23 protein-coding genes are annotated in these 26,607 nt (G+C 62.3%); 12 read left to right on the top strand and 11 right to left on the bottom strand.

The window, feature by feature from the left end; translation table 11 throughout:
* Window positions 1-3: 3 nt before the first annotated feature.
* The 4 genes from BC363_RS17950 (at window position 4) to BC363_RS17935 (ending at window position 4,821) form a co-directional block, all read left to right on the top strand.
* Window positions 4-1,881 (top strand): branched-chain amino acid ABC transporter ATP-binding protein/permease, encoded by a 1,878-nt coding sequence (locus BC363_RS17950; RefSeq protein WP_065780872.1) that lies wholly within the window; start codon window positions 4-6, stop codon window positions 1,879-1,881.
* 34 nt (window positions 1,882-1,915) lie between these two features.
* Window positions 1,916-3,079, top strand: a complete 1,164-nt coding sequence (locus BC363_RS17945) for an ABC transporter substrate-binding protein (protein ID WP_065780871.1) — start codon at window positions 1,916-1,918, stop codon at window positions 3,077-3,079.
* A 91-nt stretch (window positions 3,080-3,170) separates the two neighbouring features.
* A complete protein-coding gene (locus BC363_RS17940; protein ID WP_141690363.1) occupies window positions 3,171-3,908 on the top strand; it encodes an ABC transporter ATP-binding protein in 738 nt (245 codons plus the stop codon).
* Window positions 3,909-3,933: 25 nt separating this feature from the next.
* On the top strand, window positions 3,934-4,821 hold the full coding sequence (locus tag BC363_RS17935; protein WP_171986865.1) for a branched-chain amino acid ABC transporter permease: 888 nt from the start codon (window positions 3,934-3,936) through the stop codon (window positions 4,819-4,821).
* 237 nt (window positions 4,822-5,058) lie between these two features.
* Here BC363_RS17935 and BC363_RS17930 read toward each other — a convergent pair whose 3' ends face one another.
* Window positions 5,059-6,069: an amino acid ABC transporter substrate-binding protein gene (locus tag BC363_RS17930; RefSeq protein ID WP_065780870.1), complete on the bottom strand. Its 1,011-nt coding sequence runs from the start codon at window positions 6,067-6,069 to the stop codon at window positions 5,059-5,061.
* Between the two features lie 109 nt (window positions 6,070-6,178).
* Window positions 6,179-9,235: an aminotransferase class III-fold pyridoxal phosphate-dependent enzyme gene (locus tag BC363_RS17925; RefSeq protein ID WP_065780869.1), complete on the bottom strand. Its 3,057-nt coding sequence runs from the start codon at window positions 9,233-9,235 to the stop codon at window positions 6,179-6,181.
* A 78-nt stretch (window positions 9,236-9,313) separates the two neighbouring features.
* Between BC363_RS17925 and BC363_RS17920 the strand changes: the two genes are divergently transcribed.
* Window positions 9,314-9,796, top strand: coding sequence for an Lrp/AsnC family transcriptional regulator (locus tag BC363_RS17920; protein WP_065780868.1), 483 nt, complete (start codon window positions 9,314-9,316; stop codon window positions 9,794-9,796).
* A 109-nt stretch (window positions 9,797-9,905) separates the two neighbouring features.
* On the opposite strand, the gene BC363_RS17915 is transcribed toward BC363_RS17920, so the two are convergent.
* The gene (locus BC363_RS17915; RefSeq protein ID WP_065780867.1) at window positions 9,906-10,844 is read right to left on the bottom strand and encodes an AraC family transcriptional regulator; all 939 of its coding nucleotides are present in this window, start codon (window positions 10,842-10,844) and stop codon (window positions 9,906-9,908) included.
* A 217-nt stretch (window positions 10,845-11,061) separates the two neighbouring features.
* Here BC363_RS17915 and BC363_RS17910 point away from each other — a divergent pair, with 217 nt between their 5' ends.
* Window positions 11,062-12,111 (top strand): NAD(P)-dependent alcohol dehydrogenase, encoded by a 1,050-nt coding sequence (locus BC363_RS17910; protein WP_065781122.1) that lies wholly within the window; start codon window positions 11,062-11,064, stop codon window positions 12,109-12,111.
* Between the two features lie 76 nt (window positions 12,112-12,187).
* Here BC363_RS17910 and BC363_RS17905 read toward each other — a convergent pair whose 3' ends face one another.
* The gene (locus BC363_RS17905) at window positions 12,188-12,652 is read right to left on the bottom strand and encodes an Lrp/AsnC ligand binding domain-containing protein (RefSeq protein WP_053249735.1); all 465 of its coding nucleotides are present in this window, start codon (window positions 12,650-12,652) and stop codon (window positions 12,188-12,190) included.
* A 22-nt stretch (window positions 12,653-12,674) separates the two neighbouring features.
* A complete protein-coding gene (locus tag BC363_RS17900) occupies window positions 12,675-13,838 on the bottom strand; it encodes a M20 aminoacylase family protein (protein ID WP_065780866.1) in 1,164 nt (387 codons plus the stop codon).
* Window positions 13,839-14,002: 164 nt separating this feature from the next.
* On the opposite strand from BC363_RS17900, the gene BC363_RS17895 reads away from it, so the two are divergent.
* The 3 genes from BC363_RS17895 (at window position 14,003) to BC363_RS17885 (ending at window position 17,375) form a co-directional block, all read left to right on the top strand.
* Window positions 14,003-15,100: a D-alanyl-D-alanine carboxypeptidase family protein gene (locus tag BC363_RS17895; protein ID WP_065781120.1), complete on the top strand. Its 1,098-nt coding sequence runs from the start codon at window positions 14,003-14,005 to the stop codon at window positions 15,098-15,100.
* Between the two features lie 12 nt (window positions 15,101-15,112).
* A complete protein-coding gene (locus tag BC363_RS17890; protein ID WP_065780865.1) occupies window positions 15,113-16,264 on the top strand; it encodes a GTP-binding protein in 1,152 nt (383 codons plus the stop codon).
* Window positions 16,265-16,694: 430 nt separating this feature from the next.
* Window positions 16,695-17,375 (top strand): response regulator transcription factor, encoded by a 681-nt coding sequence (locus BC363_RS17885; RefSeq protein ID WP_065780864.1) that lies wholly within the window; start codon window positions 16,695-16,697, stop codon window positions 17,373-17,375.
* 194 nt (window positions 17,376-17,569) lie between these two features.
* On the opposite strand, the gene BC363_RS17880 is transcribed toward BC363_RS17885, so the two are convergent.
* The 6 genes from BC363_RS17880 to BC363_RS35500 form a co-directional block, all read right to left on the bottom strand.
* A complete protein-coding gene (locus tag BC363_RS17880; protein WP_083223396.1) occupies window positions 17,570-19,009 on the bottom strand; it encodes an ATP-binding protein in 1,440 nt (479 codons plus the stop codon).
* A 308-nt stretch (window positions 19,010-19,317) separates the two neighbouring features.
* The gene (locus tag BC363_RS17875; protein ID WP_065780862.1) at window positions 19,318-19,554 is read right to left on the bottom strand and encodes a sulfurtransferase TusA family protein; all 237 of its coding nucleotides are present in this window, start codon (window positions 19,552-19,554) and stop codon (window positions 19,318-19,320) included.
* Window positions 19,554-21,005: a murein L,D-transpeptidase family protein gene (locus BC363_RS17870; protein WP_065781118.1), complete on the bottom strand. Its 1,452-nt coding sequence runs from the start codon at window positions 21,003-21,005 to the stop codon at window positions 19,554-19,556. Before BC363_RS17870 ends, BC363_RS17875 begins: the two co-directional genes overlap by 1 nt.
* Before the next feature lie 210 nt (window positions 21,006-21,215).
* Window positions 21,216-22,169: an acetyl-CoA carboxylase carboxyltransferase subunit alpha gene (locus BC363_RS17865; protein WP_065780861.1), complete on the bottom strand. Its 954-nt coding sequence runs from the start codon at window positions 22,167-22,169 to the stop codon at window positions 21,216-21,218.
* Between the two features lie 64 nt (window positions 22,170-22,233).
* Window positions 22,234-23,196, bottom strand: coding sequence for a site-specific tyrosine recombinase XerD (gene xerD / locus BC363_RS17860; RefSeq protein WP_065780860.1), 963 nt, complete (start codon window positions 23,194-23,196; stop codon window positions 22,234-22,236).
* A complete protein-coding gene (locus BC363_RS35500; RefSeq protein ID WP_139109926.1) occupies window positions 23,193-23,342 on the bottom strand; it encodes a hypothetical protein in 150 nt (49 codons plus the stop codon). Before BC363_RS35500 ends, xerD begins: the two co-directional genes overlap by 4 nt.
* Before the next feature lie 241 nt (window positions 23,343-23,583).
* Here BC363_RS35500 and BC363_RS17855 point away from each other — a divergent pair, with 241 nt between their 5' ends.
* The 3 genes from BC363_RS17855 to BC363_RS17845 are packed head-to-tail and all read left to right on the top strand — an operon-like array spanning window position 23,584 to window position 26,604.
* Window positions 23,584-24,174 (top strand): shikimate kinase, encoded by a 591-nt coding sequence (locus BC363_RS17855; RefSeq protein ID WP_065780859.1) that lies wholly within the window; start codon window positions 23,584-23,586, stop codon window positions 24,172-24,174.
* Window positions 24,167-25,300 (top strand): 3-dehydroquinate synthase, encoded by a 1,134-nt coding sequence (gene aroB / locus BC363_RS17850; protein WP_065781116.1) that lies wholly within the window; start codon window positions 24,167-24,169, stop codon window positions 25,298-25,300. The genes BC363_RS17855 and aroB overlap by 8 nt, the downstream gene beginning before the upstream one ends.
* Window positions 25,297-26,604, top strand: a complete 1,308-nt coding sequence (locus BC363_RS17845; protein ID WP_065780858.1) for an HlyC/CorC family transporter — start codon at window positions 25,297-25,299, stop codon at window positions 26,602-26,604. Before aroB ends, BC363_RS17845 begins: the two co-directional genes overlap by 4 nt.
* Window positions 26,605-26,607 lie beyond the last annotated feature (3 nt).

The raw sequence follows: 26,607 nt of genomic DNA, 5'->3' as shown, positions 1-26,607 counted from the left end.
CAGATGGTTCGCGTCAGGCGAGAAACCGTCGTCGGTATCCTTTTAACGTCGTTGCCGCTTTTGCTGGCCGCTGCTGTCGCCTCGCTGGCCTTTCCAGGCAGCGGCGAGCGCCTCGTTACGCTGTTCATGATCAACGTGATCGCGGTGGTCGGTATCGGTATGTATGCCGGCAATTCGGGCATCGTTTCCTTCGGCCATGTCGGCTTCATGGCGATCGGCGCCTATGCGTCGGGCCTTCTGACCATCAACCCGATCGTTCAGAAGACGGCGCTGCCGCACCTGCCGGAATGGCTGGCCGGCATCGGCATGCCGTTCCTGCCGGCGCTTGCCGTGGCGCTCGTGGTCGTGGCATTGGTTGCCGTCCTCATCGGCATTCCCGTCGCGCGCCTTGCCGGATCGTCGGCGTCGATTGCGACGCTCGGTTTTCTCGTGATCGTCCATGTCGTGCTCGTCGCCTCGACCGACATCACCCGTGGCAGCCAGACCTTCTTCGGCATTCCGCGCGCGGTCAATCTGTGGGTGGCGCTGCCTTTTGCCGTGGCCACAATCGCCATTGCCCGTCTCTATCGGGATTCAAGCGCGGGCTTGAAGCTGAGGGCTTCACGCGAGGACGAGATCGCCTCGACTGCCGTCGGCGTCAACGTCAAGCTCCATCGTTTTGTCGGCTGGGTGCTCGGCGCTATTCTGGCGGGTGCGGCCGGCGCGCTGCTTGCCCATTTCCTCGGCGCCTTCTCGCCCAAGGACTTTTATTTCAACCTGACCTTCGTTCTGCTCGCCATGCTGATACTTGGCGGCGTCACCACCGTCTCGGGTGCCGTCGGCGGCACGGCCGTGATCATGCTGATCGTCGAGCTTCTGCGCAAACTCGAAGGCGGCGTCGATCTTGGTTTCGTCACGCTGCCAACCGTTTTTGGTCTCACGGATATCGGCATCGGCGTCGCGATCCTGGTGGTGATGTACCGCCTGCAGGACGGGCTCTTCGGCGTCAGGGAGCTGGACGAGCGTTTTGGCTGGCTGAAGCGCTTTACCCCGAAGGCTGCGACATCCTCTGACGGTACGCAAAAGATTGCTGCTATCCCGCCGGGCGGAACGCTCAAGGTCGAGAATCTCGGCAAGAAATTCGCCGGCCTCGTTGCGCTGGAAAACGCCAATTTCGAGATCAAACCGGGCCTGGTCACCGGTCTGATCGGCCCGAACGGAGCCGGCAAGTCGACCCTGATCAACAGCGTTTCGGGCGTCGTGCCGCCGTCGAGCGGCCGCGTGCTAATCGACGGCAAGGACATCGCATCGCTGCCGGTCCACGCCGTTCCGGTTGCTGGCCTTGCGCGTACCTTCCAGAATATCCGCCTGTTCAAGAACCTGACCGTACTTGAGAACGTCACGGTGGCGGCAAGCGCGCTGAAGGGCAGTGGCGAGGACCCTATGGAAAGCGCCCGGCTGGTGCTGGCCGAGGTGGGGCTCGACGGCTTTTCCGATCAGCTTGCCGGTACGCTGTCCTATGGCGCGCAACGTCGTCTCGAGATCGCCCGGGCGCTGGCTCTGAAGCCGCGCTACCTGTTGCTCGATGAGCCGGCGGCCGGGATGAACCCTGCCGAAACGCAGGAGCTGATGCATGTGCTCGACCGCATCCGCACGAAATACCGCCTCGGCCTGCTCGTCGTCGAGCATGACCTGAAGCTGATCATGCGGCTCTGCGACATCGTCGTTGTCCTGAACAAGGGCCAGCAGATCGCCATCGGCACGCCGGCGGAGATCCAGGCCAATCCCCATGTGATCGAAGCGTATATCGGCCGTCGCCGCTCGTCGGCGCAGGCGCCCCGCGGCGCCGTCGAGACTACCGGCCCCCAGGCAGGCGCCAGCGGCCTTCACAATCCAGCTTGATCAGCAAACGAAATCAGAAAGAGGGAGCTTACCGATGAAATCGAACCTTAGGGCCCTGTGCCTCACCACCGTACTGGGCGGCTTCGTGCTGTCGCCACTGCCGGCGCTTGCCGAGGACTTGGTCATCGGCCTTGCCACCGCCCAGACCGGCGGCCTTGCTCCCTACGACCAACCGTCGCTGAAGGGCCTGGAGATGGCTGTCGAGGAAATCAACGCGGCCGGGGGCGCTGCCGGCAAGTTCCCGATCAAGCTGGTGGCCAAGGATACCCGCTCCGACGCCGCCCAGACGGCGCTGGTGGCGCAGGAGCTGGTCGATCAGGGTGTCAAGATCATGATCACGCCCTGCGATGCCGATCCGTCGATCGCCGCCGGCCAGGTGACGCAGGCAGCGCAAATCCCGGCCTTCTCGTTCTGCGCCACGACCCCGACCATGCCGCTTGCCGTCGGCGATTACATGTTCGGCAACTATCCCGCCGACAACGTCCAGGCCTCGGTGCTTGCTACCTACGCCGTCGAGAAGGGCTACAAGAAGGCCTATATCCTCAAGTCTCCTGACAGCGCCTATACGCTGAAGCTTCCGGAATATTTCGGCGAAGCCTTCAAGGCCAAGGGCGGTGAGCTTCTCGGCGAAGGCACGTTCAGCATGGGCCAGCAGGATTTCGGCGCCGAAGTCACCAAGATCAAGGCGATGAACCCGGCGCCCGATGTCATCATGACCGCTGCCTACGAGCCCGATTTCCCGGCCTTCATCCGCCAGCTGCGCGGTGCTGGCGTGACCATCCCGATCCTCGGCAGCGACGGCATCGACTCGCCGACGACCTTCGGCCTTGGCGCCACCGTCGACGGCGTGGTCTTCACCACGGCCGGCTTTGCCAGTGAAGGCAGCCCGCTCGCCGACTTCAACGTCAAGTACAAGGAAAAGTTCGGCCAAGTGCCGGATACCGTCTACATCGCCAACGGCTACGATCTCGGCAAGGTCATCGACGCAGCGGTGACCGAAGCCAACAGCATCGACCCGGTCGCCATCCGCAACGCCATCGCCTCGCTCGAAAACGTCCAGGGCGTTACCGGCCCGATCAGCTATGCCGGCACGCAAGGCATGCCGTTGCGCTCGGTCTCGCTGGTCCGCATCGAAGGCGGCAACCGCGAACTGATCAGCCAGGGCGTTCCGGCCGCGGCCGATATTCCGGCCCCCTGAACCGTCGCCGCTTGCGGTCTCCGGCAAGGGTGCCGGAGATCGATCGGCCGCAACTGGCCGCTTCGCAATCCATGGCAAGGACTTTGCCCCGATGATGCACAGTGAAATTCCAGCTCAGAAGCCCTTGCTCGAGGTCAGCGGCCTCAAGGTCGCCTATGGTGCCGTCGAGGCGTTGAAGGGCGTCGATCTCACCGTCGGCAAGGGACAGATCGTCACGCTGCTCGGTGCCAACGGTGCCGGCAAGAGCTCGACGCTGAATGCACTGGTGGGCCTGGCGGCAAAGAAGGCGGGGCGGGTTTCCTTCAACGGCCAGGACATTTCCGGCCTGCCGCCGGAACAGATCGTCAGGCTCGGCATGACGCTGACGCCGGAAGGCCGACGCATCTTTCCAAGCCTGACGGTGGACGAACACCTGTTGCTCGGCGGCGCCATGCACAAGGCGCGCGGCGCGATCTCCAACGTGCGCGAAGACATGCTGTCACGCTTCCCGATCCTGAAGGAGCGCCTCGGCCAGAAAGCGGGTTCGCTCTCCGGCGGCGAGCAGCAGATGCTGGCGATCGCCCGCTCGATGATGTCGTCGCCCGACCTGCTGCTGCTCGACGAACCGTCGCTCGGGCTGGCGCCGCAGGTGGTCGATCTGATCTTCGACCTGATCGCCGGTCTGCGCCAGAAAGGTCTGACGATCCTGCTCGTCGAGCAGAACGTCGCGCTTTCGCTCGAAATCGCCGACGCCGGCTATGTCATGGCGAACGGGCGCATCGTGCTCTCCGGCACCGCCGCCGAGCTTCGCAACTCAACCGAAATCCAGGGTGCCTATCTCGGCGCTTGAGGCCGGGGGCAAAGAGGTCACAACGATGGACATGTTCCTGCAGCAACTGGTCAACGCGCTGAGCCTCGGCGGCACCTATGCGCTTCTCGCGCTTGGGCTCGCGGTCGTCTTCTCGATCATGGGGCTGATCAATTTCGCCCATGGCGAACTGATGACGGCGGCCGGCTACGGCTTATGTTTCGCCCTGCTGCTGGGCCTGCCGTTCCCGCTCGCCATCTTCGGCGCGCTGATGATTGCCGTAGTGCTCGCCATGCTGATGGAGCGCGTCGCCTTCCGGCCGGTGCGCGGTGCCAGCGGCACGACGCTGCTTCTCACCAGCTTTGCCGTCAGCGCCATCCTGCGCGTCATCTTCCAGAATTTCATTTCGGCGCGGCCGAAACCGGTGCCGATGCCGGAGAGCTTTTCCGGAACGATCGAGATCGGCGGTCTCCATCTCGGCCTCATCCAGGGCACGTCGATCCTTGTCACCGTCATCATGCTCGTCGGGCTCAACCTCTTCCTGCGCACGACCGTTCTCGGTCGGGCGATGCGCGCGGCGTCTGAGGATTTCGCCATCGTCCGGCTGATGGGCATTCGCGCCAATGCCGTGGTGGCGACTGCCTTTGCGATTTCCGGCCTGCTGGCGGGTGTGGCAGGCATTCTCTGGGTGGCGCAACGCGGCAGCGTCGATCCGCTGATGGGTTTCCTGCCGGTGTTGAAGGCTTTCATCGCCGCGATCATCGGCGGGCTCGGCAGCCTTTCCGGTGCCGTTGCCGGCGGCTTCCTGCTCGGCTTCATCGAGGTGTTCCTGCAGGCCTATCTGCCCGAAAGCCTGCTCAGCTACCGCGATGCCTTCACCATCCTGCTCGTCATCGGCGTGCTTCTCTTCGCGCCGCAGGGGCTGCTTGCGCGCAAGACGATCGTCAAGCTCTGATCGCCAGAGCGATCATTTCAACTCGAAAGCAAAGGCCGTGAGGGTTTTCTCTCGCGGCCTTTGCATTTGCTTGAAGGGTATTCTTTCCGGCGAATGCCCTGTGGCGACGAACCGGTCCAAGGAACGCAAGCGCGGGGCGGGCGCACCGCTTGCCGTCGCCGACGATTGCGCCGGGTGCCAACACAAAAAAACGCCGCGGGGAGGAGCCCGCGGCGTTCGATGGCGTGGAGCGTGCAATCAGCGCGCCGGCGGCGCGTACATCAGACCGCCCTGGCTCCACAGCTTGTTGAGGCCGCGGTCGATCTTGAGCGCGCTGTCCTTGCCGAGATGTTTTTCGAAAACCTCGCCGTAGTTGCCGACGGCGGAGATCGCCTGGAAGGCCCATGTCGGACCGAGGCCCAGCGCCTTGCCGGCCTCGTTGTCGATGCCGAGAAAGCGCTTCTGGCCGACGGTGCCGCTTTCCTGCAGCTTGGCGGCGTTCTCCTTAGTGATGCCCAGCTCTTCGGCTTCGATCATCGCGAACAATGTCCAGCGCACGACCTTGAACCACTGCTCGTCACCCTGGCGAACGGCCGGTCCGAGCGGTTCCTTCGAGATGACTTCGGGCAGCACGACGAAGCGGTCCGGGTCGTTCAGTGTCAGGCGCTGGGCGTAGAGCGCCGAGGCGTCGGTCGAATAGACGTCGCAACGTGCGGTGTTGAAGGCCTGGACCGTCTGGTCGGGCTTTTCAAACGCGATGACCTGGTACTGGATGTTGTTAGAGCTGAAGTAGTCGGCCATGTTCTGCTCGGTGGTCGTGCCGGTTTCCGTGCAGATGGAGGCACCCGAGAGTTCCTTGACGCTCTTCACGCCGAGGTCGTTACGCACCATGAAGGCTTGGCCGTCATAGTAGTTGACGCCGACGAAGCTCATGCCGAGATCGCTGTCGCGCGACAGCGTCCAGGTGGTCTGGCGCGACAGCAGATCGACTTCGCCCGACTGCAACGCGGTGAAGCGCTCCTTGGTCGAGAGCGGCACATATTTCACCTTGTCCGGGTTGCCGAGCGCGGCGGCGGCGACCGCGCGGCAGAAGTCGATGTCGAAGCCGCTCCATTCGCCCTTGTCGTTCGGCGCGGAAAAGCCGAGCACGCCCTGGCTGACGCCACAGCGAAGCTCGCCGCGTTCTTTCACGACATCGAGCGTGGCGGCGCTTGCGGCCGTTCCGGCCAGAAATGCCGCACTGGCAAGTGCTAGAATTCCTGATTTCATTGTCCTGTTCTCCTCTTGTTATGCTGTTATGAAGGCATGCGTCTTCGATGCCGGGGCGCGTGCGCGTCCCGGCCAACTGGTTTTGGTTTCGGCGTTGTTCTGCTCGACCTCAGCCGAGCTTCTTGCTCACATCCGCAAAGGTCTCCTCGAGAACCGCGAGCAGATGGTCGGCATCGCGCTTCGAGAAGATCATCGGCGGGCGCATCTTCAAGACGTTGTCATGCGGCCCTTCGGTGCCCATCAGCACGCCGCGCTGGCGTGCGCCGTTGGAAACCGCCCGGGCGAACTCGGTGGCGGGCGCCTTGGTCTTGCGATCGCTGACCAGTTCGATGCCGAGGAACAGCCCCATGCCACGGACGTCGCCGATCACCTCGTAACGCGCCTGCATCGCCCGGAAGGAGTTGATGAGATAGTTGCCGATGGCAAATGCGTTGCCGCGCAGGTCCTGCCCCTCGATGACGTCGAGCACCGCAAGGCCGACGGCGCAGGAAACCGGGTTCCCGCCGAAAGTGTTGAAGTACTCCATGCCGTTGTTGAAGCTGTCGGTGACCTCGCGGGTGGTGACGACGGCCGCCAGCGGATGGCCGTCGCCGATCGGCTTGCCCATGGTGACGATGTCGGGGACCACGCCTTGAGTCTCGAAGGCCCACCAATGGCTGCCGACGCGGCCAAAGCCGACCTGGACCTCGTCGGCGATGCAGACGCCGCCGGCATCGCGCACCAGGCGGTAGACCTCCTTGAGGTAGCCATCGGGCAGGAACACTTGGCCGGCGACGCTCGGGATCGATTCCGCGATGAAGAAGCCGGGGCCTTCGCCCTTCGCCTGCATGGCGGCGATCTGTTCGGCGACGCTTTCGGCAAAACGCTTGCCGTGTTCCTCGGCCGGCCAGTCGGCAGGCGCGCGATAGCTGTCGGGAACGGCAGCGACATGGACATGGGGCTTCGGGCCCTTGCCGCCCTTGCGACGGAATTTGTAGGGGCTGATGTCGATCAGCTCCTGCGTCGTGCCGTGATAGGACCAGTCGAGCGTAATCGCATTTTCGCGGCCCGTATGCGTGCGCATCAGGCGCAGCGCCAGGCTGTTTGCCTCCGAACCGCTGTTGACGAAGCCGGCGACCGTCAACTCCCCAGGCAGCGTCGCCGTCAGCCGTTCGGCATAGGCGACGATGTTGTCGTGCAGATAGCGGGTATTGGTGTTGAGGATCGCCGCCTGCTTGGCCATTGCCTCGACGACTGCGGGATGGGCGTGGCCGATGTGGCAGACATTGTTGAAGCAGTCGAGATAGGCGCGGCCGCTGTCGTCGATCAGCCAGACACCTTCGCCGCGCACGAACTTGATCGGCTTCTCGTAGGAGATCGACAGGTTCGGCAGCAGCAATTCTTTGCGCAGCTTGACGATCTCGTCATGCGCACGACCGCTCTTGGTATAAAACTCCTCGGCAATGCCGGCAAAGGTGCGCGCATCGGGGAAGAGTTCGCCCCAGACGTCGAGATATTGCGGTTCGCCGACGCCGAGGATTTCGGTAGCCGAAAGGCTGGTATCGATCGAAAGCTGCAGGTGCAGGTGCGGCGCCCAGCCGCCGTTCTCCTTTGGGGCACCCATTTCACCGACGAGCGCGCCGGCTTCCAGCCGGTCGCCAGCCTTGATCCGGCCCATCGCCTCGTGCGCCAGATGACCCCAGAGCGACACGAAGGGCGGGCAGCCCTCCGGCTCGTGACGAAGCGCAATCAGGCAACCGTAACCGAGCGGGTCTTTTTCGATCTCGACGCTGACGACCGTGGCGGCGATCGGCGTGAACACCTTGGTGCCGGCCGCCATGAACAGGTCGAGCCCGAGATGGCAGGTACGGCGGGTATTCTCGATCAGCCGCGAGACGAACATCTCGCCGGAATAGACGGTGCGGGGCTCGCCCCATGGACCGACGCCGAGATCGATGCCGTTCTCGCGGCAATAGTCTTCCCAGATCGCCTGCGCTTCATCCGGTTGTTCGCCGGCGGATTTCACCGTCATCGGATGGTTCGGGTCGCCATAGGGCACGAGGGCTGCTGGATAGGTCGCAGCCGGGCGTTCGAGCAGCGGCGCAAGCGTCTTGCGGTTGCCGGCGATCCAGGCAGTAACGCCATGCGCGCCGGGGGCTGCCGCAAAGCCGCAGGCCTTGCGCAGGATCGCGGTGGCGAAACGCGGGTTCATCCGGTCGAGCTTGCGCAACAGCGTCCAGGCCGGCTTTTCGCTGATGGCGAGATAGGGGTTGTCGGCCGTGTGGGCGCGGCGAGAGGCCGAGATCGTCACCGAGGTGACGAGCCGCATGGCGATGAGGTCGAAGAGCAGATCGACTTCTTCCTCGAGCAGCGGATATTCCGTGTGGTAGCCGCGGGCGATCGCGGCCGTGGCGCCGATCGGATCGGGATGGTCGAGACCGGCATAGGCGGCCGCGATTGCAACCTCGGCGATGACGGGCGCATAGAGCGCGTCGCCGAAGTCGATCAGCCCGGAGATGCGGTCATGATCGGCCTTGTCGACGAGCACGTTCCAGTCGTTGGCGTCGTTGTGGATGACGGCCGAACGCAGCGTCGCCAGTTTCGGCTCCACCGTCCTCGCAAAGCGGGCAAGAAAACGCTCGAGCATCGCCCGGTCTTCAGGGGCCGCAACATGGTCCAGCCTGTCCTTGGAACGGCCGGCCCTGCGAATGTCCCAGTCGAGGTCGCGCAGCGCGCCCGGATGCATGAAGCCTTTCAACGCGGCGTCGAAGCGGCCAAGCATTTGGCCGAGCGATTGGAGCGCGCCGGCGCTGCGACCGGTTTCGGCGAGCGGGACACCCGAGACCCAGCTGACGAGACGCAACCTGTGGCGGACGCCGTGGGCGCTGGTGGTTTCGGCAAGGCTGCTGCCGGCCGATGTCGGTCGGATGTGCGGCACCGGCAATTCGGCGGCAAAGGTTCCGACATGGCGGAGCAGCGCGGTCTGGAAGTCGCTCTCGACTTCAGGCTCGGCGGCATTGACGATCTTCAGGATATAGGTGGCGCCGTCTGCTGCCTCGACCTTGAAGTTCTGATCGCGTTCGCTGGCGAGCAGCGAAAGCGTACCGGCGAGGCCGTAATGCTGCTGGAGCAGTGCCGCCGCCTGGTCGATGGAAAAGTCTGGTGTCGTCTTCAGCATATCGTTCATGGGAACCCTCGTCATACAGGCAGAGTTGCACGAGCGGCCGACGCATGCATCCGGCAATATGCCGGTTGCACCGGCATTATGTTTATAATAACCGTCATCTTGTCGGCGCACTCGGAGGCGGAAACCATGCAGGACATCGACGCGATCGACCGGACGATCCTGAGCATCCTGTCGCGGGAAGCGCGCATCCCGATGAAGTCGCTGGCAGGCCGGATCGGGCTTTCCAGAAGTGCAACGACGGAGCGCGTCACCCGTCTGGAAAAGGCGGGCATCATCCGCGGCTACCGCGCCGATATCGGGCAGCTTGAAGAGGGGCAGATTCAGGCTTTCCTGCTCGTCACTTTGCAGCGCACGCCATCGATCGGCGTGCTCGATCGGCTCGCCGGCTTCTCGTCAGTACGCAAGGTTTCGTCCGTCAGCGGCCAGCTCGATCTGGTCGTCGAGGTCGAGGTCGGTTCCATCAATGCGTTGAACGAACTGCGCAACGAGGTGGCGACCATGGACAATGTCGAGGACCTGACGACGTCGATCGTGCTCAGGCGGGATATCGAAAGAAGCTGAGGTTCTGGGGCTTTCCGTCTTAGGCGGAGTTATCGAAAGCTCCCTGTTTGTTTTTACGCATATCCTGACGGAAAACCGCTACGCACTTTTCCTGGAAAAGCTTAGCGCCTCAGCCTTCGCTCAGCATCTCCGCCTCACCAGCGAAGCGTTCGACCAGAGTGCGGCGCATGCGGCCGATGTCGCGCATCGGCGGCTCGCCGAAGTGGCGGGCGTATTCGCGGCTGAACTGCGACTGGCTCTCGTAACCGACCTGATGGCCGGCATCTCCGGCATCGAGGCGTTCTTCCAGCATCAGGCGCCGCGCCTCCTGCAGCCGCAGTTGCTTCTGGTACTGCAACGGGCTCATCGCGGTGATCGCCTTGAAATGGTGGTGCAGCGACGAAACGCTCATGCTGACGCGGCTTGCCAGGTCGTCGATGCGCAGTGGCCGGGAATAGTGCTCCTTCAGCCAGGCGACGGCGCGACCGACCTGATGCGGTTGGCTGTCGGCGGTCGCCATCTGTCGCAGGCGATGGCCATGCGGGCCGGTCAGCAGGCGGTAAAGGATCTCCTGTTCGATCAGCGGCAACAGGGCAGGGGTATCGTCCGGCCGTTCAAGCAGGCGCAGCAGGCGCAGCGCCGCATCTTCGAGGTCGGCGGTGATCTTGCTGACTGTCATGCCGCGCGCCGTCGCCGCCGGCGCCGGCAGTTGCGGTAGCGAGGCGACCAGCGCCTGGATCTTGCCACGGTCGAGCGTGAAGGCCATGCTGAGATAGGGTTCTTGCGCAGAGGCCTGACAGACCTGGGAGAGAACGGGGAGATCGATCGACGTCAACAGATAGTCGGATGCGCCGTAGATCAGCGTTTCCTCGCCGAGGATCACGCGCTTGGCGCCCTGCACGATGATCGCCAGGCTTGGCCTGTAGGCAGAACAGTTGACCGGGGCGTCGCCGCCATGACGATGGAGTGTCAGACCGGAAATGCCGGTCATGTGGTCGCCGTCCGTTTCGGCGAACCGGGCAATGACGTCGATCATCTCGGGGCGGGAGGTCTGTCGCGTGGCTGTCATAATCTTCTGTCTTTCCAGCGGCTTAGCATTGTCTGAGGCGATGCTCAGATAGGGCCTCGGCGTGCCAACTCCAGGACGTCTATCTCAATCTTGCAGGATCGTGCAAAAACTTTGCAGGATCGCTCTAACGCTTTGCGGTCGGCGCACCCATAGTCCTTGCTGCGATCTGCCGGGAACGCTCCGGCTTTTCGCATCTCCCAAAATGAAGGACAGACTGATGGCCATTGCAAGAGGATATGCGGCGACCGATGCGTCGAAACCGCTTACGCCCTTCACCTTCGAACGTCGCGAGCCGCGCGACGACGACGTGGTGATCGACATCAAATATTGCGGCGTCTGCCACTCCGACATTCACCAGGCACGCAACGAATGGGGCAACTCGGTCTTCCCGATGGTCCCTGGCCACGAAATCGTCGGCATCGTCACCGCCGTCGGCTCCAAAGTCACCAAGTTTAGGGTGGGCGACCGCGCCGGCGTCGGCTGCTTCGTCGATTCCTGCACCACCTGCGCGACGCGCGACCTCGACCTGGAACATTACCTGCCGGGTCTGGTGGTGACGTATAACGGCGTCGAGGCGGACGGCAAGACCGCGACGCAGGGCGGATACTCCGACAGCATCGTCGTGAGGGAAGGCTACGTGCTGTCGATTCCGGAAAACCTGCCGCTGGATGCGGCAGCACCACTGCTGTGCGCCGGCATCACGCTCTATTCGCCGCTTCGCCACTGGAAGGCCGGTCCCGGCAAGAAGGTCGCGATCGTCGGCATGGGCGGCCTCGGCCACATGGGCGTGAAGATCGCCCACGCCATGGGTGCAGAGGTGACGGTGCTGAGCCAGAGCCTGTCGAAGAAGGAAGACGGGCTGAAGCTCGGCGCCGACCACTATTACGCCACCAACGATCCGGAAACCTTCAAGACGCTTCAGGGTCATTTCGACCTGATCATCTGCACGGTTGCGGCCGAGATCGACTGGAACGCCTACCTCAATCTTCTGAAGATCGACGGCGACTTCGTGCTGGTCGGCATTCCGGAGAATGCCGTGCCGGTTCATGCCTTCGCGCTGGTTCCGGCTCGCCGCAGCATTTCCGGCTCGATGATCGGCTCGATCAAGGAGACCCAGGAAATGCTCGACTTCTGCGGCGAGCACAACATCGTCTCTGAGATCGAAACGATCAGGATCCAAGAGATCAACGAAGCTTATGAGCGGGTCGTCAAGAGCGACGTGCGCTACCGCTTCGTCATCGACATGGCGTCGCTCGACGCCGCGTAAGCGCGTTGTTTAAGGCGCTCGACCGAAGTGTTTGCCCCAGGATCCCGTCGGCTCCTGGGGCAATTCTTGTCTCACCTCAGACGAGCGGCAGCGGCCCGTCGTTCTTGATCTCTTCCATTACCGCGTAGGTGCGGGTTTCCTTGACCCCCGGCAGCGTCCAGAGCACCTGACCGAGGAAGTTGCGGTAGGCTGCCATGTCCTCGAAGCGGGTCTTGACGAGATAGTCGAAGCCGCCGGCGACCATGTGACATTCCAGAACAGCCGGTGCCTGCTTGATCGCGATCGCGAACTGGTGGAAGACATCGGGCGTCGTCTTGTCGAGCATGACCTCGATGAAGACGAGCAGGCCGAAGCCGAGCTTCTGCGGATCGAGGCGGGCGCCGAAGCCCGAAACATACCCTTCCTTCAACAGCCGGCGCAGCCGTTCGCTGGTTGCCGTCGGCGACAGGCCGATGCGATCGGCAAGCTCCAGATTGGTGATCCGGCCATCCGCCTGCAGGATGTTGAGAATTCTACGGTCTATCTTGTCGATCTGATGCATCGTGCCGCCTCCTGCTCGCGCCTCAGGCGGCAAGTCGCGTTTCCGCGAGTTTCACCCAATAGGAAATCCCGTGCGGGATCGCTTCGTCGTTGAAGTCATAGGCGGGATGGTGCAGCCCGGCAGTGTCGCCGTTGCCCATGAAGATGAAGGCGCCTGGGCGGGCCAGCAGCATGTAGGAGAAATCCTCGCCGCCCATCATCGGGTCGAGCGCCGCCCTGACATTGCCTTCGCCGGCAATTTCTGCCGCCGCCTTCAGCGCGTAGGCCGTCTCGTCCTCATGGTTGACCGTCACCGGATAGTTGCGGCTGTACCAGACGTCGACGGTCGCGCCATAGACGTCGGCGATGCCTTCGGCGATCAGCCGGATGCGGGTCTCGCCGATATCGCGCACTTCGGGCTTGAGCGTGCGCACGGTGCCGCCGAGCACGGCTTCCTCCGGGATGACGTTGTGGGCGAAGCCGGCGTTGAACGTGGTGACCGAGACCACGACCGAGGCGAGCGGATCAACTGTTCTGGACGCGATCGTCTGCAGCGCGGTGACGATCTGCGTGCCGATGACGATCGGGTCGATCGTCTTGTGCGGCTGGGCCGCATGGCCGCCGCGGCCCTTGATGGTGATGGTGAACTCGTCCGTCGACGCCATGATCGGGCCGACGCGGCTGCCGAAATGACCGATGGGCATGCCCGGCATATTGTGCATGCCGTAGACTTCGGCGATGTCGAAGCGCTCCATCATGCCGTCCTTGACCATCTCGTTGCCGCCGCCGCCGCCTTCTTCGGCCGGCTGGAAGATGACCGCGACGCTGCCGGCGAAGTTGCGGGTCTCGGCCAGATATTTGGCCGCGCCAAGCAACATGGCTGTGTGACCGTCATGGCCGCAGGCGTGCATCTTGCCGGAGGTTTCCGATGCCCAGGGCTTGCCGGTGGTTTCGGTGATCGGCAGCGCATCCATGTCGGCGCGAAGGCCGATCGTGCGGCCGGCACCGAGATTGCCCTTGATCAGACCGACGACGCCGGTCTGCCCAAGCCCGGTCACGATTTCGTCAACGCCGAACTCCTTCAGTTTCAATTCGACGAAGGCTGCCGTATTTTCCACCGCGAACAGGAGCTCGGGGTTCTTGTGCAGATGACGCCGCCATTCGGTGACTTCGTTCTGGAGTTCGGCGGCACGGTTGAGAATCGGCATGAGTTAAGTCCTGTCGGTCTGTTCGATCACATCTATCTGCGGTGGATTGGCGCAGCAGCCAATGAATGGGCTTTGCCATCTCCTTGCCATATAGGCTAAATAGCCGGACGAGACGAGGCAACAGCGGAATTTCGAGGACTATGGTGGTGACAGCAGGATTTTTCATGCGTGGCAAGGCAAGGGCAGTGGGTGTCGTAGCCGGTGCCTGCGCGAGCCTTCTCATGGCTTTGCCGGCATTTGCCAATCCGCGGCTCGTCGTCGACGTCAATACGTTGAAGGTCTACGAGCATCAGGACATCTTCCAGAAATGGTATCCGGCGTCGCTGACCAAGCTGATGACGGCCTATACCACCTTCCGGGCGATCAAGTCGGGACAGCTGGCGCTGACAAGCCCTGTTGTGATGACCAAGAACGCCGCCTCCGAGCCGCCGAGCAAGATGTTCTACAAGCCCGGCCAGGCGATGACGCTCGACAGCGCGCTGAAGATGATGCTGGTGAAGTCGGCAAACGACGTGGCGGTGGCGATCGCCGAGGCCGTCGGCGGTTCCGAGCCTGCCTTCATCGACCGGATGAATTCCGAGGCGCGCCGCATCGGCATGACGTCGTCGCATTTCATCAATGCCAACGGCCTGCCGGGTCCCGGCCAGTACACCACCGCGCGCGACCTCGCCGTGCTGGCGATCACGCTGAAGCGCGAGTTTCCCGAATACGCCTCCTATTTCTCGCTGGAAGGGTTCACCACCGGCAAGAAGGACTATTCGAACTACAACATGCTGATCGGCCGCTTCGAGGGCGCTGACGGCATGAAGACCGGTTTCATCTGCGCGTCCGGTTTCAACCAGGTCTCATCGGCGACGCGCGATGGCCGCAGCGTCGTTTCCGTCGTGCTTGGCGAAGACAGTCTCGGCGCCCGTGCCGACGAATCCGCGCGCCTGCTGCAAACGGCGCTGACGACATCTGGATCGGCCAAGCCGTCGCTGGTGCAGATTGCGCCCTATGGCGAAACGCGCGACGTCGTTGCCGACGTCAGCAAGCAGATCTGCTCGAAGGCCGCTGCCAAGGTGCGCAGCGAAGGTCGAGATGAAGCCGGCCGGCAGAAGCTGCTTTCGCCGTTCATCCACGAGATCAACCGGCCGCTGAAGCTGGCATTTGCCGGCCTCATCCCCGGCAGCGGCGACAAGCTCGCCAAGGCTGGCGCCGACCCTGCCGGCCAGGGCGATGTCGCCAACGTGCCGATCCCGGTGCCGCGGCCGAACCTCTGATCGGAGTTTCCAATGGTTAGCCCACTGCCGGCGGTGCCGGTCTCGATCCTGACCGGTTTTCTCGGTGCGGGCAAAACGACGTTGCTCAACCGGCTTTTGAAGGACCCGGATCTCTCGGATACGGCCGTTATCATCAACGAATTCGGCGACGTCTCCATCGATCACTTGCTGGTGGAAGCCTCGAGCGACGGTGTCATCGAGCTTTCCGACGGTTGCCTGTGCTGCACGGTGCGCGGCGAACTGGTGGATACCCTTGCCGATCTCATGGACCGCATGCAGACCGGGCGCATCAAGCCGCTGAAGCGCGTCGTCATCGAAACGACCGGGCTTGCGGATCCGGCGCCAGTGCTGCAGTCGGTGATCGGCAATCCCGTGATCGCCCAGAGCTTTCGTCTCGATGGCGTGGTGACCGTGGTGGATGCGGTCAACGGATTGCAGACGCTTGCCAACCACGAGGAAGCGCTGAAGCAGATCGCGGTCGCCGACCGCATCGTCATCAGCAAGGCAGGGCTCGCCGATCAGTCACAGTTGGACGAACTGCGGCTGCGTCTGAAGGCGCTCAATCCGCGTGCGCCGTTCGTCGATGGCGACAGTGCCGAAGCGGGGCGGGCAGCGCTCTTTGCCTGTGGTCTCTATGACCCGGCATCGAAGATTGCCGATGTCGGCCGCTGGCTGCAGGACGAGGCCGATCACGGGCATTGTGACCACGATCACCATCATCATGACGGCGACCACCACCATCACGACCACAGCCATCACCACCATCATCACGATGCAACGCGCCATGGGGCGGACATTCGTTCGTTCAGCATCATGCATGACAGGCCGATCGAACCGATGGCGCTCGACATGTTCATCGATCTGCTGCGCTCGGCCCATGGCGAGAAGCTGTTGCGGATGAAGGCGATCGTCGCCGTCTCCGATAATCCGAACCGGCCGTTGGTCCTGCATGGGGTGCAGAACGTCTTTCACACGCCGGAGCGGCTTTCCGCCTGGCCGGATCCGACCGATCGGCGCACGCGCATGGTGTTGATCACCAAGGGTCTGAGCGAGGCGTTCGTGAGCGACCTTTTCGATGCCTTCACGGGAAAACCACGCATCGATCGCCCCGACGCTCAGGCGCTTTCTGATAACCCTCTGGTTGTGCCCGGTATGAAATTCTAGAATTGTTTGCCTGCGGTCGGCCGCTTGTTGCTGCAGATTCCAGGAAAAAGGGTTAAAATCTATAGTACTTTCGGGCGATGTTTTGCGGATCGGCCAAACATTTTTGGGCTAATATTTCGGCTTTACTTCCAGTCGCCGCAAGCGTTCGAAAAATGCTGCTGCGTGTGTCGCGCTCGCAGGATGGGGCCCGTCGAAACTCGGAGTTAATCTTCTAAGTATTTGAAAATATTGTAGTAATCTGGCTATTTTCTGCTCCCTTGTATACAAAAATTATTGCTCTTCTAAATCATAGCGCGAATATTTGCGCGGCGGCACGGGACATTCTGTCGTGTGCTTCGTGCTCTTGCTAAATTAACTAGAAGTTAAGCGTCTTCTTTAAAACCGGAACCCGATGAACTAGCATGTTTGTTGCGGAGGGAGAGCAACGACCATGTCGATATCAGTTGCATTTGTTGACGACCATCCGATCCTGCTGGAAGGGCTGGTCAGTTTATATTCTGGAAAAAGTGACCTCGAGATCGTCGCCAAGGGCGAAAGCGCGGTCGATGCTTTGAAAATAGTTGAAGACTTTTCACCTGAAGTTCTCGTGCTCGATTTGAGCATGCCCGGCGACGCCATTGCGGCTATCGAGCTGGTTGCGCAAAAATACAAAGACACGCGGATCATCGTCTTCACCGCAAATTCAAGCATTGAAACCGCGATACAAGTCCTGAACTACGGGGTCTCTGGCTATGTGCTGAAAGGCAGCAGCGCCAGCGACCTGCACGAGGCCATACGCACGGTCTATGACGGCGAGACGTTCATCACGGCGGGGTTCGCGACCAAGGTCATCATGGCGATGAAGACTGCGGAAATCCGTCGGCGGTCCCAGGCGCAACGACGCCTGAGCCTGCGCGAGGAGCAGATCGTTCGCCATCTCATGCGTGGCAGCACGAACCGCGAAATAGCGGCCTGTCTTGATATCAGCGAAAAGACCGTGAAACACTACATGACGGTCTTGATGCAGAAACTCGACGTCAGGAACCGCGTGGAAGTGGTGCTGGCAGCGCAGCGGCTGGATGTGTTGCCGGACGGCTCGGCCGAACGCAGCGCGTCACGGCGCATCAACTAGGCGATCGAATTCGATCGCTAAGAACGCCGCATTCAGCGCGAATGCGGCGTTCAAGGCGTTTCGGCTAATGTCCAACAGGCCTTACTGCATAATTCCTTAAATCGGAATCGATTTAGGGACAAAATTATGCAGCAACTCAAACTGTTACAGCGACCTTTGCGCGTCTAAATGGACGCGCGGCGCTGTAGCCAGATCTATGGGCGATCGAACGCGCCGCCGCTGTGATCAAGCGGCAGGACGGCTGTTACCACCGTTCCGTTCGGTCGGCGGATGGTGCGCATGCGGCCGCCAAAGGCGCGAATGCGGCGTTTCTGCGTGATGGTGCCGAGCCCTGTGCGGCCGGCACGGGGTGGCGTCGCTGCTGTCGATGGCGCGACACCCACATCGGCCACCGTGATGAACAGGCGGTTATGGCGCGTGCCGTAGCGCAGATGCTGGCGGTTGCCCGGTGCATGTCTTTCGCTGTTCATCAAGGCCTCCTGGATGAAGCGATAGACGCAGATGTTGAGATGCGCATCGACCTTCTGCGACGCGATCAGCCCGACGACGTCGATGTCGCGGCCAATGAGATCCATATGCCGCCTTACCGCAAGCAGGATCGTGTCATCGAGGGACATATCGTCGAGTTCCGGCAGCACGAGATCCGTCGAAATGTTCCGCAGTTCCTCAAGCACGGTCGTGACGGTGCTGACCATCTTGTCGATATCCCGCGGCCCGATCGGGTCCGTTGGTTGGCCGTCAGCCGGCTTCGAAGTCATGTCGCTCAGCTTCAGCTTGAGCAATGTCAGCAGTTGGACCGGACCGTCGTGCAGATCCGTACCGATCTGATCGAGGATCATCTCATTGAGCTTGCCGGCTTCGAGCCGTGCGGTCTCCGCGGCCGCGCGCAGCCGTCGGTTCTGATTGGAAAGTTCGAGTGCCCGTCCAAGGCTATGGCGGATGGCGGCGTGCTGACGATCAATGAGCCGGCTGCCGCTGCGCACGATCAGGAAGAGCAGTGCGAGCATCGGCACCGAGATCAGGAGCACGATGTCGATCGTCTCCCGCCACGCCGTCGACAACTCACCTACCAGAAAATCGGGGCGCTCGTAGAATTCGCCGACAAGCAGCACCTTGCCCGCCTCATCGCGCACGAGCGGCGCATAGACCTCGATGTACATGCCGCGCTGCTCGTCGCCGGTGTATTCGTGTTTCTCGATCATTGTGCGGGAAACAACGATCTCGCCCCTAAGGGCGCGCTGTAGCTCGTCAAAGACAATCTCTTCGTCGATCATTTTGCCCGTAGTCGAATACATCAAGCTTCCGCTTGGCTCCCAGATCTTCAGTTCGTGGACATGTTGGCCAAGCGCGCTGGTGCCGAGAAGTTGCTTCAGCCTGTCTTCGACGATCGGTGGAAGCGTTCCGCGTTTGATATCCTCCTCAGCGATCAGCGGCGCAACGAATGTCTGGAGATAGGCGGCGCCGAGCGAGCCGACGCTATTGAACACGGTTTTCTCAAGGCGGTGCGTCGTCCAGATCGCAAGGGCGATCATCAGCGCCACGACGACGAAGGAGGCGATGATGATGAACTGAACCTCGAGCCGCAGCCGCTGGAACGTCGACAGCAGGTTTCGCAAGACGGCTGGCCGGCTCAAGTTCTGCACCAAGGTTTGCTTGGCCGTTTCTGTGTCGTTCCTGGCGGAGTCCATGAGATTTGCCCGATCACGTGTTGGGGCTTTATATTCTCTATTCCTTAAAAATGCGTCCGCGAATTCCGGCATCATCGACACAAATCGCAATCGATGCCAGGGAATTGCGCAGTCAATCAAATGGTTACAATGACCTTTCCTCGAGGGCAAGGATGTGGCGCGTGATGATGGGCCCAGCTCGGCGCTGCGGCGGAATAGGATCTCGGCCGGCGGGCGCAATGCGAGCGGCTGATCGAGAACATTGTGGTTCGGCGTCAGACGCCCTTGCGGATCAGGAAGCGATGCCCGCCTTCTGCCGGGCAAGCCGCCTCGAGGCTATGGCCGTCTTCCCGGCAGAAATGCGGGATATCGATCACCGCCATCGGATCGGTGGTCTCGATCTCGAGCAGCGCGCCTGCGGCCATGGAGGCGATACGCTTGCGGGCCTTCAAAACGGGAAGGGGGCATTTAAGCCCCCTGAGGTCGTAGACCGTCTTCTGTTCGTCAGGCATCAATTGCCCCAGATCTTCCAGAATGGGCGCTTCTTCGGCGGTTCCTCGACGGCAACAGGTGCTTCAGCCGCTGGCGCCGCTGCGCCCTCAGCACTTGCGGATGCCATCGCGGTACTCTGAGGCTGAGCATTTTGAGGTGCTGCGGCCGACCGTGCCTGCTTTGCCGCTGCGCCTGCCGGCTGCGCCTGCGGCTCAACGGCTGCCGGCTGCTCCGGGGCCACGGCGACGGCTGCCGGTGCCTGTTCTGCGGCCTCGCCCTTGGAGAACAGGCTCCAGAAGGACTTCTTGGCCGGCTGCTGTTCGACGGCTGCCTGCAGTACGGGCTGAGGGATGGGATTGGCGGCGGGAACCGGCACATGGGTGCCGCCCTTGGTCGCCTTTTCCAGTTCCTTCTTCTGGATCTCGACAGCCAGCTTGGTTTCTTCGGCTTCCTTCTGTTCGGCCAGCTTCTTCTCGAGGTCGCTTGCCTTCATCAGTTTGCCGGCATCGATCGAGTTGCCGGTCGGCGCGTAGGCGAGTTCGCGGCCGGCGCGCTGCTTGGCGACGATCGCCTTGCGCTCGGCCTCGCTCGGCTCGTACCAGACCATGCCGTCGTACTTCTTCATCGCCTTGTCGTAGTCGAGCTGGTAGCCCTTGTCGAACGTCGACATCGCCATCTGCAAGGCGGGCGGGGTCGACATCGCCGGGCACTGGCCGCCCGGGTTGAAGGCGCCGCTGCCCTGCTGGTTGAAGACGTATTTCTTCTCGCAGACATTGATTTCCGGCGGACGCTTGGTGACTTCGAACTGATCGTAGCCGACCTTCAGCATCTTCCAGAAGTCGATGTTGGGATTGTTGCGATGACGCGCCATGTTCTCGGCGGTCATGCGGAAGGGGAAAGCCTGCAACTGGACGCTTTGCTGCCCGCCCTTGAAGGCGTCGCGGGCCATGGCGAAAATCTCGACCATCTGCTCGTCGGTCATCGAGTAGCAGCCGGACGACGAGCAGGCGCCGTGGATCATCAGATGCGTACCCTGACGGCCGTTGGCGCGGTCATAGGTGTTGGGGTAGCCGGTGTTGATCGCCAGATAATATTTCGAGTTGGGGTTCATCTGGTGCGGGAACAGCGGATAGAAGCCCTCCGGCGCCTGACGGTCGCCTTCCTTCACCTTGGGGCCGAGCTTGCCCGACCAGGCGCAGATCTTGTAGCTCTTCAAGAGCTGGAAGCGATTGGCCGTATTGGCCTTCCAGACCTCGAGCGTTCCTTCCTCCTTGAAGATGCGCAGCGCGATCGGGGATGTCTTCTGCATGCCGAGCTTGCTCATCTCGGCGGCCATCTTGCTGGAAAGCTGGTACTCGGTCTTGTTCTTGACGGTCGAAAGATCGACAGCCGCCGTGTCCAGGGTATCGTTGGTGCAGCCGGCAAGCAGCGCGGCAACAGCGGCGGTGGCTACAAGGTTTCTCAAGCGCATCAGCGAAAGCCCGTTCAAACCAAAACTCGTCAGTGCGAGCCGCGTCCGACGGGAGGGCTCTTAGGGAATCAGTAAGCCATTATACTTCACGAATTCTTAACCCTGCAGGATGCCCTGCGCACGCCGTTGTTCATGACCTCACGAATATGGCCAAGATTTGGCCACAGTCCGATTTGTGGTTGCGAATTTTCGCCGAACAATCGCTTGGGCTCAGAGGTTCCGGCCGATATTCAGGTACTTCTGCCGGCGGTCGGTGCGCAGTTGGTCGCCGTTGCGTCCGGACAGTTCCTTCAGCGCATCGGCAATCACCGTTCCGGTGCGGGCGATGACCGACTGCGGGTCGCGATGCGCGCCGCCGACGGGCTCGGGGATGATGCCGTCGATCACGCCGAGGGCCTTCAGATCTTCAGACGTGATCTTCATGTTGCTGGCCGCTTCCTTGGCGCGGGTCGAATCGCGCCAGAGGATCGAGGCCGCACCTTCCGGCGAGATGACGCTGTAGATGGCGTGCTCAAGCATATAGACGCGGTTGCCGGTCGCGATCGCGATGGCGCCGCCGGAGCCGCCTTCGCCGATGACGACGGTGACGATCGGCACGCGCACGTTCAGGCACATTTCGGTCGAGCGGGCGATGGCTTCCGCCTGGCCGCGTTCTTCCGCGCCGACGCCGGGATAGGCACCGGCGGTGTCGATCAGCGTGATCAGCGGCAGGCTGAAGCGGTCGGCCATTTCCATGATGCGGATGGCCTTGCGGTAGCCCTCAGGGCGCGGGCTGCCGAAGTTGTGCTTGATGCGCGACTTGGTATCGCTGCCCTTTTCCTGGCCGAGGACGGCGACGGGCATGCCGCGGAAGCGCGCAAGCCCGGCCTGGATGGCCTCGTCGTTGCCATAGTTGCGGTCGCCGGCGAGCGGCGTGAACTCGGTGAAGAGTTCCGCGGAGTAGTCGAGGAAGTGCGGGCGCGAGGGGTGGCGGGCGACCTGGGTCTTCTGCCACGGCGTCAGCTTCGAATAGATCTCGGCCATCGCATCGCGAACGCGCGTCTCGAGCCGTTCGACCTCATCCGAAGTGTTCACACTCTCGTCTTCGCCGGCGAGCTTCTTCAGTTCGAGAATCTTGCCTTCGAGGTCGGAGATAGGTTTTTCGAAATCGAGATAGTTGTGCATGAGATGCGTTTCCGATCGTTTTGCGACAAGGACCTGCCGGCCGAAACCAGCCTGCCCGGCGGTCCTAATCCTGTTTTTTCGCCTGTTTGGCAAGAGGGTGATGGTTTTGCACGAGGTCGTGCAGCCGTTCTTCCAGAACATGTGTATAGATTTGTGTCGTGGAAATGTCCGAATGACCCAGTAGTTCCTGCACGGCGCGAAGGTCGGCGCCGTTGGCGAGCAGGTGGCTGGCGAAGGCATGACGCAGCACATGCGGGGAGATTGTCGCCACGCGGATACCGGCACGCGCAGCCAGCGATTTCAGGTCGCGGGCAAAGACCTGGCGGGGGAGAAAACCTGCCTTTGCAGACGACGGAAACAACCACGGGCTTTCGCGCTCAACCTTGTCCGCTTTCGCAGACTCTTCAGCCAGAGCCGCACCGTAAAGCCGCATCGCGCGGATCGCCGCCTGGGACAGCGGCACCAGTCGTTCCTTGTTGCCCTTGCCGCGGATGACAAGAAAGCGCCCGTTCTGTGCCAGCACGCTTGCCGGCAGCGACACCAGTTCGCTGACGCGCATGCCGGTCGCGTAGAGAAGCTCCATCAACGCATGCATGCGCAGCTTGGAAAGCCGCTCCGACCCGTCTGTCGTGGCCTCGGCTTCGGTCTCGGCCCGGCCGATCAGCCGTGAAACGTCGTCGACGCTCAGCGTCTTCGGCAGGCTTCTGCCCTTTTTCGGCGCATCGAGGATGCCTGTCGGGTCGTCGCCGCGCAGGCCCTCGGCATAGAGGAACTTGTAGAACTGCCTGAGCGCCGACAGCCGCCGCGCCTGCGAGGACGGCTTGAAGCCTTGGCCCGCCAGATGGGCGAGATAATGCCGGAGATCGTCGGTTGCGGCGCTCGTGAGCCCCGTTCCTCGGCTGCGCATGTGGGACAATGCGTCGTCCAGATCGCGCTCGTAGGATTGCAGCGTGTTGACGGCGGCGCCGCGTTCGGCGCTCATCATTTCGAGGAAGGCCTCGACATGTGCCGCGGAAAGATCGCTCATTGGGTCTTGTTGACCCGTTCGGAGGGGATCTTCACGGTCACGTCCCGCTCGACCGGTTCGACGAAGGTGACGAGCGCGATCATCGTGCCGTAGATCAGCCCGGCGATGATGCCGCAGAAAAACAGGAACCGGAAGAGGGTGGGCATTTCAGTCTCCTCTGCATGGTTCCTTAAACCGGAGCGAATTTAAGGATAAAATCATGCAGCCGTTGAATGTGCTACAGCAACCTTGTGCGCGTCGGACCGGACGCGCCGCACTTTGGCGGATGCTCGATCTATATGTACGCCCCTTTCGCCAAGTTCAAGAAGCATGCACGGACGCGCGCGACGGCTTGACGCTCCACCCCGATTTGTCGATACCGGAAGGGAATGGGGAATAAGAAGTCCAATGAACGACGTGATCGAACCGGTTTCCGCGACGCTTGCCGAACGGGCGAAGCTTGCGCTCGGTAAACGCAATCTCGTTTTCATCGGCCTGATGGGTGCCGGCAAATCGGCGATCGGCCGGCTGACGGCGCAGGCGCTCGGCATTCCCTTCGTCGATTCCGACCACGAGATCGAGCGCGTCTCGCGTATGACGATCAGCGATCTTTTTACCCGCTACGGCGAGGACGAGTTTCGGGCGCTGGAAGCGCGTGTGTTGAAACGCCTGCTGCGCACCGGCCCCCGTGTCGTTTCCACCGGCGGCGGCGCCTATGTCAACGAGCGATCGCGGCGCCAGATCAAGCGCGGCGGCCTGACGATCTGGCTCAACGCCGAACTGGACGTGCTCTGGGAGCGGGTCAACAAGCGCGACACGCGACCGCTCTTGAAGACCGAGAACCCCAAGCAGACCCTCGAAAACCTGATGCGCGCCCGTTACCCGATCTACGCGGAAGCCGATCTGACGGTATTGTCGCGCGATGTGAACAAGGAGACGATGGTGGAGGAGGTTCTCACCGCCGTCATAGATTTCCGGAAAGTGCCAAATGATGAATAGCCATGTGATGCCCGCCGCCGAGCGCAAGGTTCGTGTCGATCTCGGCGATCGTTCCTATGACATTCTGATCGGCCCGGGGCTGATCGCTGCCGCGGGCAGCGAGATCGCGTCGCGCCTCAAGGGGCGCAAGGTGGCCGTCATCACCGACGAGAATGTGGCGCCTCGCTATCTCGATCGGTTGATGGCAAGCCTCAAGGACAGGGATATCGAGGGCGTGTCGTTGGTGCTGCCCGCCGGCGAGAAGACCAAAAGCTTCGAGCATCTCATCCCGGTCTGCGAGACGGTGCTTGGCGCCCGGATCGAGCGCAACGACGCGGTGATCGCGCTCGGCGGCGGTGTCATCGGCGACCTGACCGGCTTTGCGGCCGGCATCGTGCGTCGCGGCTCGCGCTTCATCCAGATCCCGACATCGTTGCTGGCGCAGGTCGATTCCTCGGTCGGCGGCAAGACCGGCATCAATTCGCCGCACGGCAAGAACCTGATCGGCGTCTTCCACCAGCCGGATCTGGTGCTCGCCGACACGGACGTGCTCGACACGCTGAGCCCGCGCGAGTTCCGCGCCGGCTATGCCGAAGTTGCGAAATACGGCCTGATCGACAAGCCGGACTTCTTCGCCTGGCTGGAGAAGAACTGGCAGGCGGTGTTTTCCGGTGGGGCGGCGCGCATCGAGGCGATCGCGGTCAGTTGCCAGGCCAAGGCCGATGTGGTGGCGGCGGACGAGCGGGAGAACGGCCAGCGTGCGCTGCTCAATCTCGGCCACACCTTTGGCCACGCGCTGGAGGCCGCCACCGAATACGACAGTGCACGGCTGGTGCATGGCGAAGGCGTGGCGATCGGCATGGTGCTGGCGCACCAGTTCTCAACGCGCATGAACCTGGCGAGCGCCGACGATGCGACCCGGGTCGAAGCGCATTTGAGAGCCGTCGGCCTGCCGACGCGCATGTCCGAAATCCCCGGCCGCCTGCCGCCGGCCGAAAAGCTGATGGACGCGATCGCCCAGGACAAGAAGGTCAAGGGCGGCAAGCTCACCTTCATCCTGACCCGGGGCATCGGCCAGTCCTTCGTCGCCGACGACGTGCCGGCCTCCGAGGTCCTGGGCTTCCTGAGGGAAAAGCACCCGCAATGACCGGCGAAGCATTCCTGGCGTTTCTGGCGGAATACTGGCTGTCGATTGTCGCGGTCTTCTGCCTGCTGTTGTTTTCCGCCTTCTTCTCGGGCTCCGAGACGGCACTGACCGCGGCTTCGCGCTCGCGCATGCATTCGCTGGAGAACAATGGCGACGAGCGGGCGGGTATCGTCAATCGCCTGATCGAGCGCCGCGACAGGCTGATTGGCGCGCTTCTGATCGGCAACAATCTCGTCAACATTCTTGCCTCGTCCCTGGCGACGAGCCTGTTGATCGGCCTGCTCGGCAATTCGGGCGTGGCGATCGCCACGGTCGTCATGACCGTGCTTTTGGTGATTTTCTCCGAAGTGCTGCCGAAGAGCTGGGCGATCGCGTCGCCGGATCGCTTCGCGCTGACGGTGGCGCCGATCGTCCGTCCCTTCGTCGCCGTGGCCGGACCGCTGTCGAGCCTTGTCAACGGCATCGTGCGCCGCATCCTGTCGCTGTTCGGCGTCAATCTTTCCTCCGAGATGTCGATGCTTTCGGCGCATGACGAACTGCGCGGCGCAGTCGACCTGCTGCACCGCGAAGGCTCGGTCATCAAGGCCGACCGGGATCGGCTCGGCGGCGTGCTCGATCTCGGGGAACTCGAGATCTCCGACATCATGATCCACCGCACCAACATGCGGGCGATCAACGCCGACGATCCGCCGGAGATCTGCGTGCGCGATATCCTGCAAAGCCCGTTCACGCGCCTGCCCTTGTGGCGGGGCGCCACCGACAACATCATCGGGGTGGTGCACTCCAAGGATCTGCTGCGCGCGCTTGCGGAACCGGACGTCGAGCCCGAAAACCTCGACATCGTCAAGATCGCGCAGAAACCCTGGTTCGTTCCCGACACGACCAATCTCAAGGACCAGCTCAACGCCTTCCTGCGCCGCAAGCTGCATCTTGCCATCGTCGTCGACGAATACGGCCAGGTTCAAGGGCTGGTGACGCTTGAGGATATTCTGGAGGAGATTGTCGGTGATATCGCCGACGAGCACGATCTTGATATCCAGGGCGTTCGCCAGGAGGCCGACGGTTCGATCGTGGTCGATGGCTCGGTGCCGATCCGCGACCTCAACCGCGCGCTCGACTGGTCGCTGCCCGACGAAGAGGCGACGACGGTCGCCGGTCTGGTGATCCACGAGTCGAAAAGCATCCCGGAGGAGCGTCAGGCCTTCACCTTCCACGGCAAGCGCTTCATCGTGATGAAGCGGGTGAAGAACCGGATCACGAAACTCAGGATCCGTCCGGCCGACGACCAGACGCCGATCGCCTGATGG

The organism is Ensifer sp. LC384, from assembly GCF_001695865.1.
Lineage (GTDB): Bacteria > Pseudomonadota > Alphaproteobacteria > Rhizobiales > Rhizobiaceae > Ensifer.
Note: the sequence above shows the minus strand (reverse complement) of the source record. Positions and strands in the feature narration are given on the sequence as shown.